We start from the raw sequence: 16,040 nt of genomic DNA, 5'->3' as shown, positions 1-16,040 counted from the left end.
CTCCCACACCTGAACGCGTTGCACCCCAAACCACGAGGCATATTCATATACCGTTTCGATCTAGCTGGCTCCCTGAATAGAAGAAGGTGCTGTGCTAGCATGCCCCGCTCGAACACGGCCCGCTGGCCGTCCATAAGATCGTTTTTCCGTGAGTAACCATGGTCGACAAACTGACGCATCTGAAACAGCTGGAGGCGGAAAGCATCCACATCATCCGCGAGGTCGCCGCCGAGTTCGACAACCCGGTGATGCTCTACTCGATCGGTAAAGACTCCGCCGTGATGCTGCACCTGGCACGCAAGGCCTTCTTCCCGGGCAAGCTGCCGTTCCCGGTGATGCACGTCGACACCCGCTGGAAATTCCAGGAGATGTACAAGTTCCGCGACAAAATGGTCGAGGAGCTGGGCCTGGACCTGATCACCCACGTCAACCCGGATGGTGTGGCGCAGGGCATCAACCCGTTCACCCACGGCAGCGCCAAGCACACCGATATCATGAAGACCGAAGGCCTCAAGCAGGCCCTGGACAAGCATGGTTTCGACGCCGCCTTCGGCGGCGCCCGTCGCGATGAAGAGAAATCCCGCGCCAAAGAGCGCGTGTACTCGTTCCGCGACAGCAAGCACCGCTGGGACCCGAAGAACCAGCGCCCGGAGCTGTGGAACGTCTACAACGGCAACGTCAACAAGGGCGAGTCGATCCGTGTGTTCCCGCTGTCCAACTGGACCGAGCTGGATATCTGGCAGTACATCTACCTGGAAGGCATCCCGATCGTGCCGCTGTACTTCGCCGCCGAGCGCGACGTGATCGAGAAGAACGGCACGTTGATCATGATCGACGACGACCGCATCCTCGAGCACTTGTCCGACGAAGACAAAGCCCGAATCGTCAAGAAGAAAGTACGTTTCCGTACCCTTGGCTGCTACCCGTTGACGGGCGCGGTGGAGTCCGAAGCCGAGACGCTGACCGACATCATTCAGGAAATGCTCCTGACGCGAACTTCCGAGCGCCAGGGCCGTGTCATCGACCACGATGGCGCAGGCTCGATGGAAGATAAAAAACGTCAAGGCTATTTCTAAGGGGCTGTCATGTCGCACGTATCAGATTTGATCAGCGAGGACATCCTCGCCTACCTGGGCCAGCACGAGCGCAAGGAAATGTTGCGCTTTCTGACCTGTGGCAACGTCGACGACGGCAAGAGCACCCTGATCGGGCGCCTGCTGCACGACTCCAAGATGATCTATGAAGATCACCTGGAAGCCATCACCCGCGATTCGAAGAAGTCCGGCACCACGGGCGATGACATCGACCTGGCGTTGCTGGTCGACGGCCTGCAGGCCGAGCGTGAGCAGGGCATCACCATCGATGTTGCCTACCGCTACTTCTCTACCGCCAAGCGCAAATTCATCATCGCCGACACCCCCGGCCATGAGCAGTACACCCGCAACATGGCCACCGGTGCGTCCACCTGTGACCTGGCGATCATCCTGATCGACGCCCGCTACGGCGTGCAGACCCAGACCCGTCGCCACAGCTTCATCGCCTCGTTGCTGGGGATCAAACACATCGTGGTGGCCGTCAACAAGATGGACATCAATGGCTTCGACCAAAGCGTATTCGAGCAGATCAAGGCCGATTACCTGAAGTTCGCCGACGGTATCGCCTTCAAGCCGAGCACCCTGGCCTTTGTGCCGATGTCGGCGCTCAAGGGCGACAACGTGGTGAACAAGAGCGAGCGTTCGCCGTGGTACACCGGCCAATCGCTGATGGAGATTCTCGAAACCGTCGAGATCGCCAACGACCGCAACTACACCGACCTGCGGTTCCCGGTGCAGTACGTCAACCGTCCGAACCTGAACTTCCGTGGTTTCGCCGGCACCCTCGCCAGCGGCGTCGTGCACAAGGGCGACGAAGTCGTGGTGCTGCCGTCGGGCAAGAGCAGCCGGGTCAAATCCATCGTCACCTTCGAAGGTGAGCTGGAGCATGCGGGTCCTGGCCAGGCCGTGACCCTGACCATGGAAGACGAGATCGACATCTCCCGTGGCGACTTGCTGGTGCATGCCGACAACGTGCCGCAAGTGACCGACGCCTTCGACGCCATGCTGGTGTGGATGGCCGAAGAGCCGATGCTGCCGGGCAAGAAATACGACATCAAGCGCGCCACCAGCTACGTGCCGGGTTCCATCACCAGCATCGTGCACCGCGTGGACGTGAACACCCTGGCCGAAGGCCCGGCAAGTTCGCTGCAGTTGAACGAGATCGGCCGGGTCAAGGTTAGCCTCGACGCCGCCATTGCGTTGGACGGCTACGACAGCAACCGCACCACCGGTGCGTTTATCGTCATCGACCGATTGACCAACGGCACTGTGGCCGCGGGCATGATCATCGCGCCGCCGGTCAACCATGGTGGCGCTGCGCAGCACGGCAGTCTCGCGCATGTGGCCACCGAGGAGCGCGCGCTGCGTTTCGGCCAGCAACCGGCCACCGTGTTGTTCAGCGGCCTGTCGGGCGCCGGCAAAAGCACCCTGGCCTATGCGGTTGAGCGCAAGCTCTTCGACATGGGGCGTGCGGTGTTCGTACTCGATGGCCAGAACCTGCGTCACGACCTGAACAAAGGTCTGCCGCAGGACCGTGCCGGGCGTACCGAAAACTGGCGGCGTGCCGCGCATGTGGCGCGTCAGTTCAACGAGGCTGGCCTGCTGACCCTGGCCGCTTTCGTTGCACCGGATGCCGAGGGTCGCGAACAGGCCAAGGCGCTGATCGGCGCCGACCGCCTGCTCACGGTCTATGTGCAAGCCTCGCCGCTGGTGTGCGCCGAGCGTGATCCGCAAGGCCTGTACGCCGCGGGTGGGGATAACATCCCTGGCGAGTCTTTCCCGTACGACGTGCCGTTGAATGCCGACCTGGTGATCGACACCCAGGCCCTGTCGCTGGAAGAGAGCGTCAAGCAGGTGCTGGAACTGTTGCGTCAGCGCGGCGCGATCTAAACTTCGCCGCCACAAAAAAGCCCGCCATCGATGACTCGGTGACGGGCTTTTTTACATTCTCAAGATCAGGCTCAATCAATGTGGGAGCTGGCTTGCCTGCGATTGCTGACTGTCAGTTGATATATCAGTAATTGACCCACCGCTATCGCAGGCAAGCCAGCTCCCACAGGTTGATCATCTTTTGCCTGGGAATTCTGTGTGCAGTTTCTCCAGCAACTGGTCCTTCTCTTCCCACAACCGGTTGATCCAGCCCTGGAACGCCAACCGATACTCGCCATCCTGCTCATAATTCTTGCCAATGAACTCGGCTGGAATCTGCACTTCCTCAAATTGCACGACCACCTCTTTCACGTTCCCGCAGAGCAAATCCCAATACCCAGGGCGCCCGGCAGGGTAGTGAATGGTCACGTTGACCAGTGACTTCAGCTGCTCACCCATGGCATCCAGCACAAACGCGATACCACCAGCCTTGGGCTTGAGCAGGAAGCGGAACGGCGATTTCTGCTGCGCATGCTTGCCGGGGGTAAAGCGCGTGCCTTCAGCGAAGTTGAAAATGCCCACCGGGTTGTCGCGAAACTTCGCACAGGTTTTGCGGGTGGTTTCCAGGTCTTTGCCTTTTTTCTCCGGATGCTTCTCCAGGTACGCCTTGGTGTAGCGCTTCATGAAGGGGAAGCCCAACGCCCACCAGGCGAGGCCAATCACCGGTACCCAGATCAGCTCCTGCTTGAGGAAGAACTTCAGCGGGCGAATCCGTCGATTGAGCACGTATTGCAGCACCATGATGTCGACCCAGCTCTGGTGGTTGCTCGTCACCAGGTACGAGTGCTGATAGTCCAGGCCCTCAAGGCCTTTGATGTGCCAGCGAGTGCGTCGCACCAGGGTCATCCAGGCGTTGTTGTTGCTGATCCAGGCCTCGTGGGTCTGGTTCATCAGCCATTCGCTGAAGCGCTTGGCAAACGGCAGCGCCTTGAACAGCGCCACGATAAACAGGAACGAACACAGCAGGATCGTGTTCAGCGCCAACAGCAGGGACGCGATCACCCCGCGTACGGCGGCAGGTAGAAAATCCAGCATTTAGATATCCATAGGTCGGTTGGCGGCTTGGATCGCAGTCAGCGCGATGGTGTACACGATGTCGTCGACCTGGGCGCCGCGAGGCAGGTCGTTGACCGGTTTGCGCAGGCCCTGGAGCATCGGCCCCAGGCTGACGCAATCGGCGCTGCGTTGCACGGCCTTGTGGGTGGTGTTGCCGGTGTTGAGGTCCGGGAACACGAACACGGTGGCCTTGCCGGCGACCAGGCTGTCGGGCGCCAGTTGGCGGGCGACGTTTTCGTTGGCGGCGGCGTCGTACTGCAACGGACCGTCGATCAGCAGCGAGCTTTGCTGTTCATGGGCGAGGAGGGTGGCTTCGCGGACCTTCTCCACTTCCTCACCGCTCGCCGAGTCGCCGCTGGAGTAGCTGATCATCGCCACGCGCGGAGTAATGCCAAAGGCGGCGGCAGAATCGGCGCTTTGCAGGGCGATCTCCGCCAGCTCGGCGGCGCTGGGGTGCGGGTTCATCACGCAGTCGCCGTACACCAGCACCTGCTCGGGGAACAGCATGAAGAATACCGACGACACCAGCGTGCAACCCGGTGCGGTCTTGATCAACTGCAGGGCGGGGCGAATGGTGTTGGCCGTGGAGTGGATAACCCCGGAAACCAGGCCGTCGACCTCATCCAATGCAAGCATCATGGTGGCGATCACCACGGTGTCTTCCAACTGCTGCTCGGCCATCGGCGCGTTGAGGCTCTTGCTCTTGCGCAGGGCAACCATCGGCTCGACGTAGCGTTGACGAATCAGGTCCGGGTCGAGAATTTCCAGGCCTTCGGGCAATTCGATGCCCTGGGCGCGGGCGACAGCTTCCACATCCGCCGGCTTGGCCAGCAGCACGCAGCGTGCGATGCCACGCGCCTGGCAGATGGCCGCAGCCTGCACGGTCAGTGGTTCGCTGCCTTCGGGCAAGACGATGCGCTTGTTCGCGGCCTGGGCGCGCTGGATCAACTGGTAACGGAACACCGCCGGCGACAGGCGCATTTCCCGTGGCGTGCCGCAGCGCTGGTGCAGCCAGCGCGCATCGAGGTGGCTGGCAACGAAATCGGTGATGATCTCCGCGCGCTCGCGGTCATCGATGGGGATCTCCTTGTTCAGGCTGTTGAGCTGGTTGGCCGTGTCGTAGGAACCGGTGCTCACCGACAGCACCGGCAACCCGGCCTGGAACGCGCCGCGGCACAGCTCCATGATGCGTGGGTCGGGCAGGGTGTCGCTGGTCAGCAGCAGGCCGGCCAGCGGCACGCCGTTGATCGCGGCCAGGCTCACGGCGAGGATGATGTCGTCGCGGTCGCCCGGCGTTACCACCAGCACGCCCGGCTTGAGCAGCTCCACGGTGTTGCGCATGGTGCGCGCGCAGATGATGATCTTGGTCATGCGCCGGGTTTCGTAATCACCGGCATTGAGGATCTGCGCGCCCATCAGGTCGGCGACGTCGCGGGTACGCGGCGCGTTGAGTTCGGGTTGGTAGGGGATGCAGCCGAGCAGGCGGAAATCGCCGCTGCGCAACAACGGCGAATGCTCTTTCAGGCGTGCTGAAAAAGCCTCCATGCTTTCATCGGTGCGCACTTTGTTGAGGATCACGCCCAGCACTTTCGGGTCTTTCGGGCCGCCGAACAGCTGGGCCTGCAGTTCCACGCGGCCGGAGAGCTCGGTGAGCACTTCGTTTTCCGGGGCCGAGACCAGGATCACTTCCGCGTCCAGGCTCTTGGCCAGGTGCAGGTTGACCCGCGCGGCATAGCTGGCGCTGCGGGTCGGCACCATGCCTTCGACGATCAGCACGTCCTTACCGACGGCGGCCTGTTGATACAGGGTGATGATCTCTTCGAGCAGTTCGTCGAGTTGGCCGTCGCCGAGCATGCGCTCGACGTGGGCCAGGCCCAGCGGTTGCGGCGGCTTCAAGCCGTGGGTGCGGGCGATCAGTTCGGTGGAGCGTTCGGGCCCGGTGTCGCCGGGGTGTGGCTGGGCAATCGGCTTGAAGAAACCGACTTTCAGCCCGGCCCGCTCGAGGGTACGCACCAGACCAAGGCTGATGGAGGTCAGACCCACACCAAAATCGGTGGGCGCGATAAAAAAAGTCTGCATGCGAATTCTCTGGAGGTGCATGGCTTCGGTGGCGCTCTATGCGTGAGTGCCTACCGGGAATCAGGCGCCAAGGTTATCGTTATTCGCGCACTTGCGCACACCAGCCGCAGGCAAAGGGCTGGCCTATTTTTTCCAGGCGTTGCGCGGGGTCCAGCACCCAGGCGCGGGACTGCCAGGGCGGCTGGTGGCGCAGGTGCTGGGTATGGCCACAAGACAGCTCGGCAACCCAGTGCTGGTCATCATCCTGGTGGAATCCGGTGATCGTCGCGACCGTTGATCGGTCCCGTCCGTCCGGGTTCTGTTCGCTTTCGGGCAAATCCTTGTTTAGACTTGTCCGTTCTTCATTCTTATGCAAAAGGTCTCGCCCCATGACGATCGCCGCTAACAAGGCTGTCTCCATCGACTATACCCTGACCAACGACGCTGGTGAGGTCATCGACAGCTCCGCCGGCGGCGCGCCGCTGGTCTACCTGCAAGGCGCAGGTAACATCATCCCGGGCCTGGAAAAGGCGCTGGAAGGCAAGAACGTCGGTGATGAACTGACCGTTGCCGTAGAACCTGAAGATGCCTACGGCGAATACTCCGCCGAACTGGTCAGCACCCTGAGCCGCAGCATGTTCGAAGGTGTGGATGAGTTGGAAGTGGGCATGCAGTTCCACGCTTCCGCGCCGGACGGCCAAATGCAGATCGTCACCATCCGTGACCTGGACGGCGACGACGTTACCGTCGACGGCAACCACCCTCTGGCTGGCCAGCGCCTGAACTTCCAAGTGAAGATCGTTGCCATCCGCGACGCTTCCCAGGAAGAAGTGGCTCACGGCCACGTCCACGGTGAAGGCGGTCACCACCATTGATTGATGTTTGATCAATAGGTAGCAAAACGCCCCGACTGGTTCGGGGCGTTTTTTTTTGTGCCTGAAAATCCAGCCGAGCACAGCTGTTTGCTCCAGCGGGCTCTTTATGCACAGGGCTCTTATGCACCGGGCTTTTGTGGCGAGCGGGCTTGCCCCGCGTTGGGCCGCGCAGCGGCCCCCTCAAGATCACCGCATTCCTCCAGTGGGACTGCGTCCTCTGGTTTTGGGGCCGCTACGCAGCCCAACGCGGGGCAAGCCCGCTCACCACAAAAAGCCCGCACAAACAAAAAAACAGCACAAACAAAAATGCCCCGGACCTTTCGGTTCGGGGCATTTCTTAACTGTTTCGCAACCGAGGTTGCGTTGCAGTTGTTACCACTTAGGCTGCAGCAGCGACGCTCAGAGCCTTGATGTGGCCATTCAGGCGGCTCTTATGGCGAGCGGCCTTGTTCTTGTGGATGATGCCTTTATCGGCCATACGGTCGATAACTGGCACGGCCAGAACGTAAGCAGCTTGGGCTTTTTCAGCGTCTTTGGTGTCGATGGCCTTAACTACATTCTTGATGTAGGTACGAACCATGGAACGCAGGCTGGCGTTGTGGCTGCGACGCTTCTCAGCCTGTTTTGCACGTTTTTTGGCGGAAGGTGTGTTGGCCACCGTCGAGCTCCTCGAAAGACTTTTTAGGAAATAGCAAACAAAATAGGCCGCGAATCATGCCGATGACTTGATGGGTTGTCAAGGGCGGCTGATGCGAACTGCTGAGTGGTCGATCTGAAGAGGCGGGTGATTTATTTCCGGCGCTTGACCTGTAAACTCGCGAGCTTTGGCTCTGTGCTGTTGCAGGCGCGCAGTATCGCATAAGTAGGCGCACAGTTCGCCTGCTCTTTACCTATAGGCGCAAACTCTTTCAATGAATCTGCTCAAATCGTTGGCTGCCGTCAGCTCTATCACGATGATCTCCCGGGTATTGGGGTTTGTGCGTGACACCCTGCTGGCGCGCATTTTTGGCGCCAGCATGGCCACGGATGCCTTCTTTATTGCCTTCAAGTTGCCGAACCTGTTGCGGCGTATCTTCGCCGAAGGTGCGTTTTCCCAGGCGTTCGTGCCGATCCTGGCCGAATACAAGACCCAGCAGGGCGAGGAAGCGACCTGTACCTTTATTGCCTACGTCTCGGGCCTGCTGACCCTGGTGCTGATGCTGGTGACGATCGCCGGCATGCTCGCCGCGCCCTGGGTGATCTGGGCTACCGCGCCGGGCTTTGCCAATACCCCGGAAAAATTCGCGCTGACCACTGATCTGCTGCGCGTGACCTTTCCTTATATATTGCTGATCTCGTTGTCGTCCCTGGCCGGGGCGATCCTCAATACCTGGAACCGCTTCTCGGTGCCGGCCTTTGTACCGACGTTGCTCAACGTCAGCATGATCATCTTCGCGCTGTTCCTCACGCCGTACTTCGATCCACCGGTGATGGCCCTCGGGTGGGCCGTACTGGCGGGTGGCCTGGCGCAATTGCTCTACCAGCTGCCACACCTGAAAAAAATCGGCATGCTCGTCTTGCCGCGCCTGAACCTCAAGGACACCGGCGTATGGCGGGTGATGCGCAACATGCTGCCGGCGATCCTCGGCGTGTCGGTCAGCCAGATCTCTTTGATCATCAACACCGCATTCGCCTCGCTGCTGGTCTCGGGCTCGGTATCCTGGATGTACTACGCCGACCGCCTGATGGAGCTGCCGTCAGGCGTACTTGGCGTGGCCCTTGGCACGATCCTGCTGCCCACGCTGGCGCGCACCTACGCGAGCAAGGACCGCCAGGAATACTCGCGGATCCTCGATTGGGGCCTGCGCCTGTGCTTTGTGCTGGTGCTGCCGTGCTCCCTGGCGCTGGGGATCCTGGCCGAGCCGCTCACCGTGTCGTTGTTCCAGTACGGTCAGTTCGATGCCCATGATGCCTTGATGACCCAGCGTGCGCTGATTGCCTACTCCGTCGGGCTGCTCGGGATCATTGTGATCAAGGTGCTGGCGCCGGGCTTCTATGCCCAGCAGAACATCCGCACGCCGGTGAAGATCGCGATTTTCACGCTGGTCGTCACGCAACTGCTCAACCTGGTGTTTATCGGCCCGCTGGCTCACTCCGGCCTCGCCCTGGCGATCAGCGCCGGCGCCTGCATCAATGCGGGCCTGCTGTTTTACCAGCTGCGCAAACAGCAGATGTTCCAACCACAGCCAGGCTGGGGCATGTTTGCCCTCAAGTTGCTGGTGGCAGTGGCGGCAATGTCGGCGGTGTTGCTCGGGCTGATGCACTTTATGCCGGCCTGGGACGAAGGCCATATGCTGGAGCGCTTCATGCGCCTGGGCGTTCTGGTGGTGGCGGGCGTGGTGGTGTACTTCGGGATGTTGCTGCTGCAGGGCTTCCGCCTGCGGGATTTCAATCGCAAGTCCCTCGGATAGAGCGTTTGCCGGGATAAAACGGTTGTTTTATCGATTCGATCCATTTGGCCTGCGCTGTTGCCTGTCGTCCGGGGCCGGGTGTGGTTATAATCGACCACTTTATGAGCAAGAAGCGCGTTATGCAGCTGGTTCGAGGTCTCCACAACCTGCGCCCCCAGCATCGGGGCTGCGTCGCCACTATTGGCAACTTTGACGGTGTTCACCGTGGCCACCAGGCTATCCTGGCCAGGCTGCGCGAGCGTGCGGTCGAGTTGGGCGTGCCCAGCTGCGTGGTGATTTTTGAGCCACAGCCGCGGGAATACTTTACCCCCGAAACGGCGCCGGCCCGTCTGGCCCGCCTGCGGGACAAACTGCAATTGCTGGCCGAAGAAGGCGTGGACCGCGTCCTGTGCCTGGCCTTCAACCAGCGTTTGCAGAGCCTCAGCGCTGCCGAGTTCGTCGACCGGATCCTTGTCGATGGCCTGGGCGTGCAGCACCTGGAGGTCGGTGACGACTTCCGTTTCGGCTGCGACCGCGTCGGCGACTTCGATTTCCTGCAACACGCCGGTATCACCCAGGGTTTCACCGTCGAAGCCGCGCAAACCGTCGAGTTGGACGGCCTGCGCGTGAGCAGCACCCAGGTGCGTAATGCCCTGGCCGCTGCCGACTTCGCCCTGGCCGAGCGTTTGCTCGGTCGCCCGTTCCGCATTGCCGGACGGGTACTGCACGGCCAGAAGCTGGCGCGCCAATTGGGCACGCCAACCGCCAACGTGCAACTCAAGCGCCGTCGTGTGCCGCTGACCGGGGTTTACCTGGTCAGCGTCGACATCGATGGCCAATCGTGGCCAGGAGTCGCCAACATAGGCGTCAGGCCCACGGTTGCAGGTGATGGCAAGGCCCACCTGGAAGTTCATCTTTTGGATTTTGCCGGTGATTTGTATGACCGGCGTTTGACGGTGGTTTTCCACCAGAAGCTGCGTGAAGAGCAGCGTTTCGCCTCGCTTGAGGCGTTGAAAACGGCGATCAATGCGGATGTCGCCGCCGCCCGTGCACTAGCCGCACCTAGCGCCCATCGCTAACCGAAGAGCCTTAAATGACCGACTATAAAGCCACGCTAAACCTTCCGGACACCGCCTTCCCAATGAAGGCCGGCCTGCCACAGCGCGAACCGCAGATCCTGCAGCGCTGGGACAGTATTGGCCTGTACGGAAAGTTGCGCGAAATTGGCAAGGATCGTCCGAAGTTCGTCCTGCACGACGGCCCTCCTTATGCCAACGGCACGATTCACATCGGTCATGCGCTGAACAAGATTCTCAAGGACATGATCCTGCGCTCGAAAACCCTTTCCGGTTTCGACGCGCCGTATGTCCCTGGCTGGGACTGCCACGGCCTGCCGATCGAACACAAAGTCGAAGTGACCTACGGCAAGAACCTGGGCGCGGATAAAACCCGCGAACTGTGCCGTGCCTACGCCACCGAGCAGATCGAAGGGCAGAAGTCCGAATTCATCCGCCTGGGCGTGCTCGGCGAGTGGGACAACCCGTACAAGACCATGAACTTCAAGAACGAGGCCGGTGAAATCCGTGCCTTGGCCGAAATCGTCAAGGGCGGTTTCGTGTTCAAGGGCCTCAAGCCGGTGAACTGGTGTTTCGACTGCGGCTCGGCCCTGGCTGAAGCGGAAGTCGAGTACGAAGACAAGAAGTCCTCGACCATCGACGTGGCCTTCCCGATTGCCGACGACGCCAAGCTGGCCGAGGCCTTTGGCCTGGCAAGCCTGAGCAAGCCCGCAGCCATCGTGATCTGGACCACCACGCCGTGGACCATCCCGGCCAACCAGGCGCTGAACGTGCACCCGGAATTTACCTACGCCCTGGTGGACGTCGGTGATCGCCTGCTGGTGCTGGCCGAGGAAATGGTCGAGGCCTGCCTGGCGCGTTATGAGCTGCAAGGTGCGGTGATCGCCACCACCACTGGCTCCGCGCTGGAGCTGATCAATTTCCGTCACCCGTTCTATGACCGCCTGTCGCCGGTGTACCTGGCTGACTACGTCGAACTGGGTTCGGGTACTGGCATTGTTCACTGCTCGCCAGCGTATGGCGTGGACGACTTTGTCATCTGCAAGAAATACGGCCTGGTCAACGACGACATCATCAACCCGGTGCAAAGCAACGGCGTCTACGTGCCTTCGCTCGAATTCTTCGGCGGCCAGTTCATCTTCAAGGCCGACCAGCCGATCATCGACAAGCTGCGCGAAGTCGGTGCGCTGATGCAGACCGACACCATCAAGCACAGCTACATGCACTGCTGGCGCCACAAGACCCCGCTGATCTACCGCGCCACCGCGCAGTGGTTTATCGGCATGGACAAAGAGCCGACCAGCGGCGACACCCTGCGTGTCCGTTCGCTCAAAGCCATCGAAGACACCAAGTTCGTCCCGGCCTGGGGCCAGGCGCGCCTGCACTCGATGATCGCCAATCGCCCGGACTGGTGTATCTCCCGCCAGCGTAACTGGGGCGTACCGATCCCGTTTTTCCTCAACAAGGAAAGCGGCGAGCTGCACCCGCGTACCGTCGAGCTGATGGAAGAAGTGGCCCAGCGCGTTGAACAGGAAGGCATCGAAGCCTGGTTCAAGCTGGACGCTGCCGAACTGCTGGGCGACGAAGCGCCGCTGTACGACAAGATCAGCGACACCCTCGACGTCTGGTTCGATTCGGGTACCACCCACTGGCACGTGCTGCGCGGCTCGCACCCGATGGGCCACGCGAGCGGCCCGCGCGCCGACCTGTACCTGGAAGGCTCGGACCAGCACCGTGGCTGGTTCCACTCCTCGTTGCTGACGGGTTGTGCCATCGACAACCACGCACCGTATCGCGAATTGCTGACCCACGGCTTCACCGTCGACGAGACGGGTCGCAAGATGTCCAAGTCGCTGAAGAACGTGATCGAGCCGAAAAAGATCAACGACACCCTGGGCGCCGACATCATGCGCCTGTGGGTCGCGTCGACCGACTACTCGGGCGAAATCGCCGTGTCGGACCAGATCCTGCAGCGTAGCGCCGATGCCTACCGCCGGATCCGTAATACCGCACGCTTCCTGCTGTCGAACCTGACCGGTTTCAACCCGGCCACCGACATCCTGCCGGCCGAGGACATGCTCGCCCTGGACCGTTGGGCCGTGGACCGTACCCTGTTGCTGCAACGCGAGTTGCAGGAACACTACGGCGAATACCGCTTCTGGAACGTCTACTCGAAGATCCACAACTTCTGCGTGCAGGAGCTGGGTGGTTTCTACCTCGACATCATCAAGGATCGCCAGTACACCACCGGCGCCAACAGCAAGGCACGCCGTTCGGCGCAGACCGCGCTGTATCACATCTCCGAAGCGCTGGTGCGCTGGATCGCACCGATCCTGGCCTTCACCGCCGACGAACTGTGGGAATACCTGCCGGGCGAGCGTAACGAATCGGTGATGCTCAACACCTGGTACGAAGGCCTGACCGAACTGCCGGCCGACTTCGAACTGGGCCGTGAGTACTGGGAAGGCGTGATGGCCGTGAAGGTTGCGGTGAACAAGGAGCTGGAAGTGCAGCGTGCGGCCAAGGCCGTCGGTGGCAACCTGCAAGCCGAAGTCACCCTGTTTGCCGAGGAAGGCCTGACCGCTGACCTGGCCAAGCTGAGCAACGAGCTGCGCTTCGTGCTGATCACCTCGACCGCGAGCCTGGCACCTTTTGCCCAGGCGCCGGCCGATGCCGTGGCCACTGAAGTGCCGGGTCTCAAGCTCAAAGTCGTCAAGTCGGCCTTCCCCAAGTGCGCCCGTTGCTGGCACTGCCGTGAAGATGTCGGCGTGAACCCTGAGCATCCGGAAATCTGCGGCCGTTGCGTGGATAACATCAGCGGTACTGGCGAGGTTCGCCACTATGCCTAACGCCAGCCGTTTCGGACGCCTGGGCTGGCTCGTACTGAGCGTGCTGGTCCTGGTCATCGACCAGGTCAGCAAGGCTCATTTCGAAGGCTCGCTGGAGATGTTCCAGCAGATCGTGGTGATCCCGGATTACTTCAGCTGGACCTTGGCCTACAACACCGGCGCCGCTTTCAGCTTCCTGGCTGACAGTGGCGGCTGGCAGCGCTGGCTGTTCGCCCTGATCGCCGTGGTGGTCAGTGCGGTGCTGGTGGTCTGGCTCAAACGCCTTGGCCGCGATGACACCTGGCTCGCCATCGCCCTGGCGCTGGTGCTGGGTGGCGCGCTCGGCAACCTGTACGACCGCATTGCCCTGGGCCATGTGATCGACTTCATTCTGTTGCATTGGCAGAACCGCTGGTATTTCCCGGCATTCAACTTCGCCGACAGCGCCATCACCGTCGGTGCAATCATGCTGGCGTTGGATATGTTCAAGAGCAAGAAAACCGGAGAGACCGTCAATGACTGATCAGGTATTGGCTGAGCAACGCATCGGCCAGAACACGGAAGTCACTTTGCATTTCGCACTGCGCCTGGAGAATGGCGACACGGTCGACAGTACGTTCGACAAAGCCCCGGCGACCTTCAAGGTCGGCGACGGCAACCTGCTGCCGGGTTTTGAGGCCGCCCTGTTCGGTTTCAAGGCCGGCGACAAGCGCACCCTGCAAATCCTGCCGGAAAACGCTTTTGGCCAGCCCAACCCGCAAAACGTGCAGATCATCCCGCGTTCGCAGTTCCAGGACATGGACCTGTCGGAAGGCCTGTTGGTGATCTTCAACGACGCGGCGAATACCGAGCTGCCAGGTGTGGTCAAAACCTTCGATGACGCGCAAGTGACCATCGACTTCAACCACCCGTTGGCCGGTAAAACCTTGACGTTCGACGTTGAAATCATCGACGTTAAAGCAATCTGACCGACAAAACCGGTTCCTGTAGGAGCTGGCTTGCCTGCGATTGCATCCACTCGGTTTGCCTTCTACACCGAGTCGACTGCATCGCAGGCAAGCCAGCTCCTACAAAGACACGAGGCACAGCATGCAAATCAAACTCGCCAACCCGCGTGGCTTCTGCGCCGGCGTGGACCGGGCGATCGAAATCGTCAATCGCGCCCTGGAAGTCTTCGGGCCGCCGATTTACGTGCGCCATGAAGTCGTCCACAACAAATTCGTGGTCGAAGACCTGCGCGCGCGCGGTGCCATCTTCGTCGAAGAGCTGGACCAGGTGCCGGACGACGTTATCGTCATCTTCAGCGCCCACGGTGTTTCCCAGGCGGTGCGTACCGAAGCGGCAGGCCGTGGCCTGAAAGTATTCGATGCCACCTGCCCACTGGTCACCAAAGTGCATATCGAGGTCGCGCGCTACAGCCGTGACGGCCGTGAATGCATCCTCATCGGCCACGCCGGGCACCCGGAAGTCGAAGGCACCATGGGGCAGTACGACGCCAGCAACGGCGGCGCCATCTACCTGGTGGAAGACGAGAAAGACGTCGCCAACCTGCAGGTGCGCAACCCCGAGCGTTTGGCCTTCGTGACCCAGACCACGTTGTCCATGGACGATACCAGCCGCGTGATCGACGCGCTGCGCAGCCGCTTTCCGGCCATTGGTGGGCCACGCAAGGACGACATCTGCTACGCCACCCAGAACCGCCAGGACGCGGTCAAGCAACTGGCCAATGAGTGCGACGTCGTGCTGGTGGTCGGCAGCCCTAACAGCTCCAACTCCAACCGCCTGCGCGAGTTGGCTGAGCGCATGGCGACACCGGCGTACCTGATCGACGGTGCCGAGGACATGCAGCGCAGCTGGTTCGATGGCGTCGAGCGAATTGGTATTACTGCGGGCGCTTCGGCCCCGGAAGTGCTGGTGCGCGGTGTTATCCAGCAGTTGCACGCCTGGGGCGCTACAGGCGCGGATGAATTGGCCGGTCGTGAAGAGAACATCACTTTCTCCATGCCCAAGGAGCTGCGGGTTCGCTCGCTGCTCTGAATGCCAGGGTGCCGGAGTAGCTGCGGCACAACGCCTGCTCGGCCCTGTCGCTGCGCAGGCTGATGCGCCCGCTGGGGGCCAGCACTATCTGGTGCAGGCTCTGAGCTTCGTCCGTGGCGCACACGTGCACGGTACCGGCACGGAACCCCCCACCTGAAAACACCGGTTCGCCCAACCCGCTGAAGCGAACCTGGCTCTTGACCGGCCCATTGCCCACGATCGCTACTTGCCCGCTGTCCTGGCGCTCCAGCAGCACCGGGTTGTCGTCGTCCAGATGGCCGCGTCCACTCACATCCACTATCACCCGCCAACCCTGGCTCCAATCGTCTTCGCGTGCGTGAATCACCACCGCCTGGTTGCGTGCAATGGCTTGCGTGCGTGCAAAGCGCAGTCCGCTCGCCAGCGATTGTGCTGCACTTTGTCGTTGCTGGGACGCCAGCAGGTGCTTGAAGTTGGGCACCGCCAGTTGCGCCAGGATGCTGCTCACGATCAGCCCGAGCAGCAATTCGATCAGGGTAAAACCTCGTTGTCGCATGTGCTGTCCCTCCGTGGACCCGATTCAGTGTTGGGGTGCTGCCGTAGGTATAGCGCCACGTCGGCGGTAACGGATGATGGCCTTCATGTCCAAAGTATTTCCCTTTGTTCCCGCAGCAGCGCG

14 protein-coding genes are annotated in these 16,040 nt (G+C 61.2%); 9 read left to right on the top strand and 5 right to left on the bottom strand.

Going from position 1 to position 16,040, the window contains the following annotated elements:
- Window positions 1-158 precede the first annotated feature (158 nt).
- Together cysD and cysN are read left to right on the top strand one after the other, a co-directional pair.
- Window positions 159-1,076 carry a sulfate adenylyltransferase subunit CysD gene (cysD, locus tag NTD80_RS30390; RefSeq protein WP_017137614.1) on the top strand — a complete coding sequence of 306 codons (918 nt, stop codon included), beginning with the start codon at window positions 159-161 and terminating at the stop codon, window positions 1,074-1,076.
- Between the two features lie 9 nt (window positions 1,077-1,085).
- A complete protein-coding gene (gene cysN, locus NTD80_RS30385) occupies window positions 1,086-2,984 on the top strand; it encodes a sulfate adenylyltransferase subunit CysN (protein ID WP_262135851.1) in 1,899 nt (632 codons plus the stop codon).
- Window positions 2,985-3,158: 174 nt separating this feature from the next.
- On the opposite strand, the gene NTD80_RS30380 is transcribed toward cysN, so the two are convergent.
- From NTD80_RS30380 to NTD80_RS30370, 3 genes are all read right to left on the bottom strand, one after another.
- The gene (locus NTD80_RS30380) at window positions 3,159-4,058 is read right to left on the bottom strand and encodes an acyltransferase (RefSeq protein ID WP_262135850.1); all 900 of its coding nucleotides are present in this window, start codon (window positions 4,056-4,058) and stop codon (window positions 3,159-3,161) included.
- Window positions 4,059-6,158: a phosphate acetyltransferase gene (gene pta / locus NTD80_RS30375; protein ID WP_065900536.1), complete on the bottom strand. Its 2,100-nt coding sequence runs from the start codon at window positions 6,156-6,158 to the stop codon at window positions 4,059-4,061.
- A gap of 79 nt (window positions 6,159-6,237) precedes the next feature.
- Window positions 6,238-6,528 (bottom strand): DUF3565 domain-containing protein, encoded by a 291-nt coding sequence (locus NTD80_RS30370; protein WP_106805194.1) that lies wholly within the window; start codon window positions 6,526-6,528, stop codon window positions 6,238-6,240.
- Here NTD80_RS30370 and NTD80_RS30365 point away from each other — a divergent pair.
- Entirely contained in the window at window positions 6,527-7,012 is a 486-nt protein-coding gene (locus NTD80_RS30365; RefSeq protein ID WP_003188398.1) for a peptidylprolyl isomerase, read from the top strand. The genes NTD80_RS30370 and NTD80_RS30365 overlap by 2 nt on opposite strands.
- Before the next feature lie 379 nt (window positions 7,013-7,391).
- On the opposite strand, the gene rpsT is transcribed toward NTD80_RS30365, so the two are convergent.
- Window positions 7,392-7,670: a 30S ribosomal protein S20 gene (rpsT, locus tag NTD80_RS30360; RefSeq protein WP_016976313.1), complete on the bottom strand. Its 279-nt coding sequence runs from the start codon at window positions 7,668-7,670 to the stop codon at window positions 7,392-7,394.
- 253 nt (window positions 7,671-7,923) lie between these two features.
- Between rpsT and murJ the strand changes: the two genes are divergently transcribed.
- The 6 genes from murJ to ispH all read left to right on the top strand — a co-directional run bounded on the left by murJ (window position 7,924) and on the right by ispH (window position 15,382).
- On the top strand, window positions 7,924-9,462 hold the full coding sequence (gene murJ, locus NTD80_RS30355; RefSeq protein ID WP_262135849.1) for a murein biosynthesis integral membrane protein MurJ: 1,539 nt from the start codon (window positions 7,924-7,926) through the stop codon (window positions 9,460-9,462).
- Window positions 9,463-9,581: 119 nt separating this feature from the next.
- Window positions 9,582-10,520: a bifunctional riboflavin kinase/FAD synthetase gene (gene ribF / locus NTD80_RS30350; protein ID WP_065900541.1), complete on the top strand. Its 939-nt coding sequence runs from the start codon at window positions 9,582-9,584 to the stop codon at window positions 10,518-10,520.
- A 14-nt stretch (window positions 10,521-10,534) separates the two neighbouring features.
- On the top strand, window positions 10,535-13,366 hold the full coding sequence (gene ileS, locus NTD80_RS30345) for an isoleucine--tRNA ligase (RefSeq protein ID WP_065900543.1): 2,832 nt from the start codon (window positions 10,535-10,537) through the stop codon (window positions 13,364-13,366).
- Window positions 13,359-13,868, top strand: a complete 510-nt coding sequence (gene lspA, locus NTD80_RS30340) for a signal peptidase II (protein ID WP_262135848.1) — start codon at window positions 13,359-13,361, stop codon at window positions 13,866-13,868. The genes ileS and lspA overlap by 8 nt, the downstream gene beginning before the upstream one ends.
- Before the next feature lie 7 nt (window positions 13,869-13,875).
- Window positions 13,876-14,313 carry an FKBP-type peptidyl-prolyl cis-trans isomerase gene (fkpB, locus tag NTD80_RS30335; RefSeq protein ID WP_173390393.1) on the top strand — a complete coding sequence of 146 codons (438 nt, stop codon included), beginning with the start codon at window positions 13,876-13,878 and terminating at the stop codon, window positions 14,311-14,313.
- Window positions 14,314-14,434: 121 nt separating this feature from the next.
- The gene (ispH, locus tag NTD80_RS30330) at window positions 14,435-15,382 is read left to right on the top strand and encodes a 4-hydroxy-3-methylbut-2-enyl diphosphate reductase (RefSeq protein WP_065900550.1); all 948 of its coding nucleotides are present in this window, start codon (window positions 14,435-14,437) and stop codon (window positions 15,380-15,382) included.
- Here the strand turns inward: ispH and NTD80_RS30325 are convergent.
- Window positions 15,336-15,917, bottom strand: coding sequence for a GspH/FimT family pseudopilin (locus tag NTD80_RS30325; protein WP_262135847.1), 582 nt, complete (start codon window positions 15,915-15,917; stop codon window positions 15,336-15,338). The two genes, ispH and NTD80_RS30325, sit on opposite strands and share 47 nt — an antisense overlap.
- Window positions 15,918-16,040: the final 123 nt, after the last annotated feature.

Source organism: Pseudomonas sp. 13B_2.1_Bac1 (assembly GCF_025466155.1).
GTDB classification, from domain to species: domain Bacteria; phylum Pseudomonadota; class Gammaproteobacteria; order Pseudomonadales; family Pseudomonadaceae; genus Aquipseudomonas; species Aquipseudomonas aylmerensis.
The sequence above is the reverse complement of the archived record's forward strand: the minus strand, read 5'-3'. Positions and strand labels throughout refer to the sequence as shown.

Coding starts and splice junctions, on each gene's coding strand:
- cysD (WP_017137614.1), top strand. CDS start 159: ATGGTCGACAAACTGACGCATCTGAAACAGCTGGAGGCGGAAAGCATC.
- cysN (WP_262135851.1), top strand. CDS start 1,086: ATGTCGCACGTATCAGATTTGATCAGCGAGGACATCCTCGCCTACCTG.
- NTD80_RS30380 (WP_262135850.1), bottom strand. CDS start 4,058: ATGCTGGATTTTCTACCTGCCGCCGTACGCGGGGTGATCGCGTCCCTG.
- pta (WP_065900536.1), bottom strand. CDS start 6,158: ATGCAGACTTTTTTTATCGCGCCCACCGATTTTGGTGTGGGTCTGACC.
- NTD80_RS30365 (WP_003188398.1), top strand. CDS start 6,527: ATGACGATCGCCGCTAACAAGGCTGTCTCCATCGACTATACCCTGACC.
- NTD80_RS30370 (WP_106805194.1), bottom strand. CDS start 6,528: ATGGGGCGAGACCTTTTGCATAAGAATGAAGAACGGACAAGTCTAAAC.
- murJ (WP_262135849.1), top strand. CDS start 7,924: ATGAATCTGCTCAAATCGTTGGCTGCCGTCAGCTCTATCACGATGATC.
- ribF (WP_065900541.1), top strand. CDS start 9,582: ATGCAGCTGGTTCGAGGTCTCCACAACCTGCGCCCCCAGCATCGGGGC.
- ileS (WP_065900543.1), top strand. CDS start 10,535: ATGACCGACTATAAAGCCACGCTAAACCTTCCGGACACCGCCTTCCCA.
- lspA (WP_262135848.1), top strand. CDS start 13,359: ATGCCTAACGCCAGCCGTTTCGGACGCCTGGGCTGGCTCGTACTGAGC.
- ispH (WP_065900550.1), top strand. CDS start 14,435: ATGCAAATCAAACTCGCCAACCCGCGTGGCTTCTGCGCCGGCGTGGAC.
- NTD80_RS30325 (WP_262135847.1), bottom strand. CDS start 15,917: ATGCGACAACGAGGTTTTACCCTGATCGAATTGCTGCTCGGGCTGATC.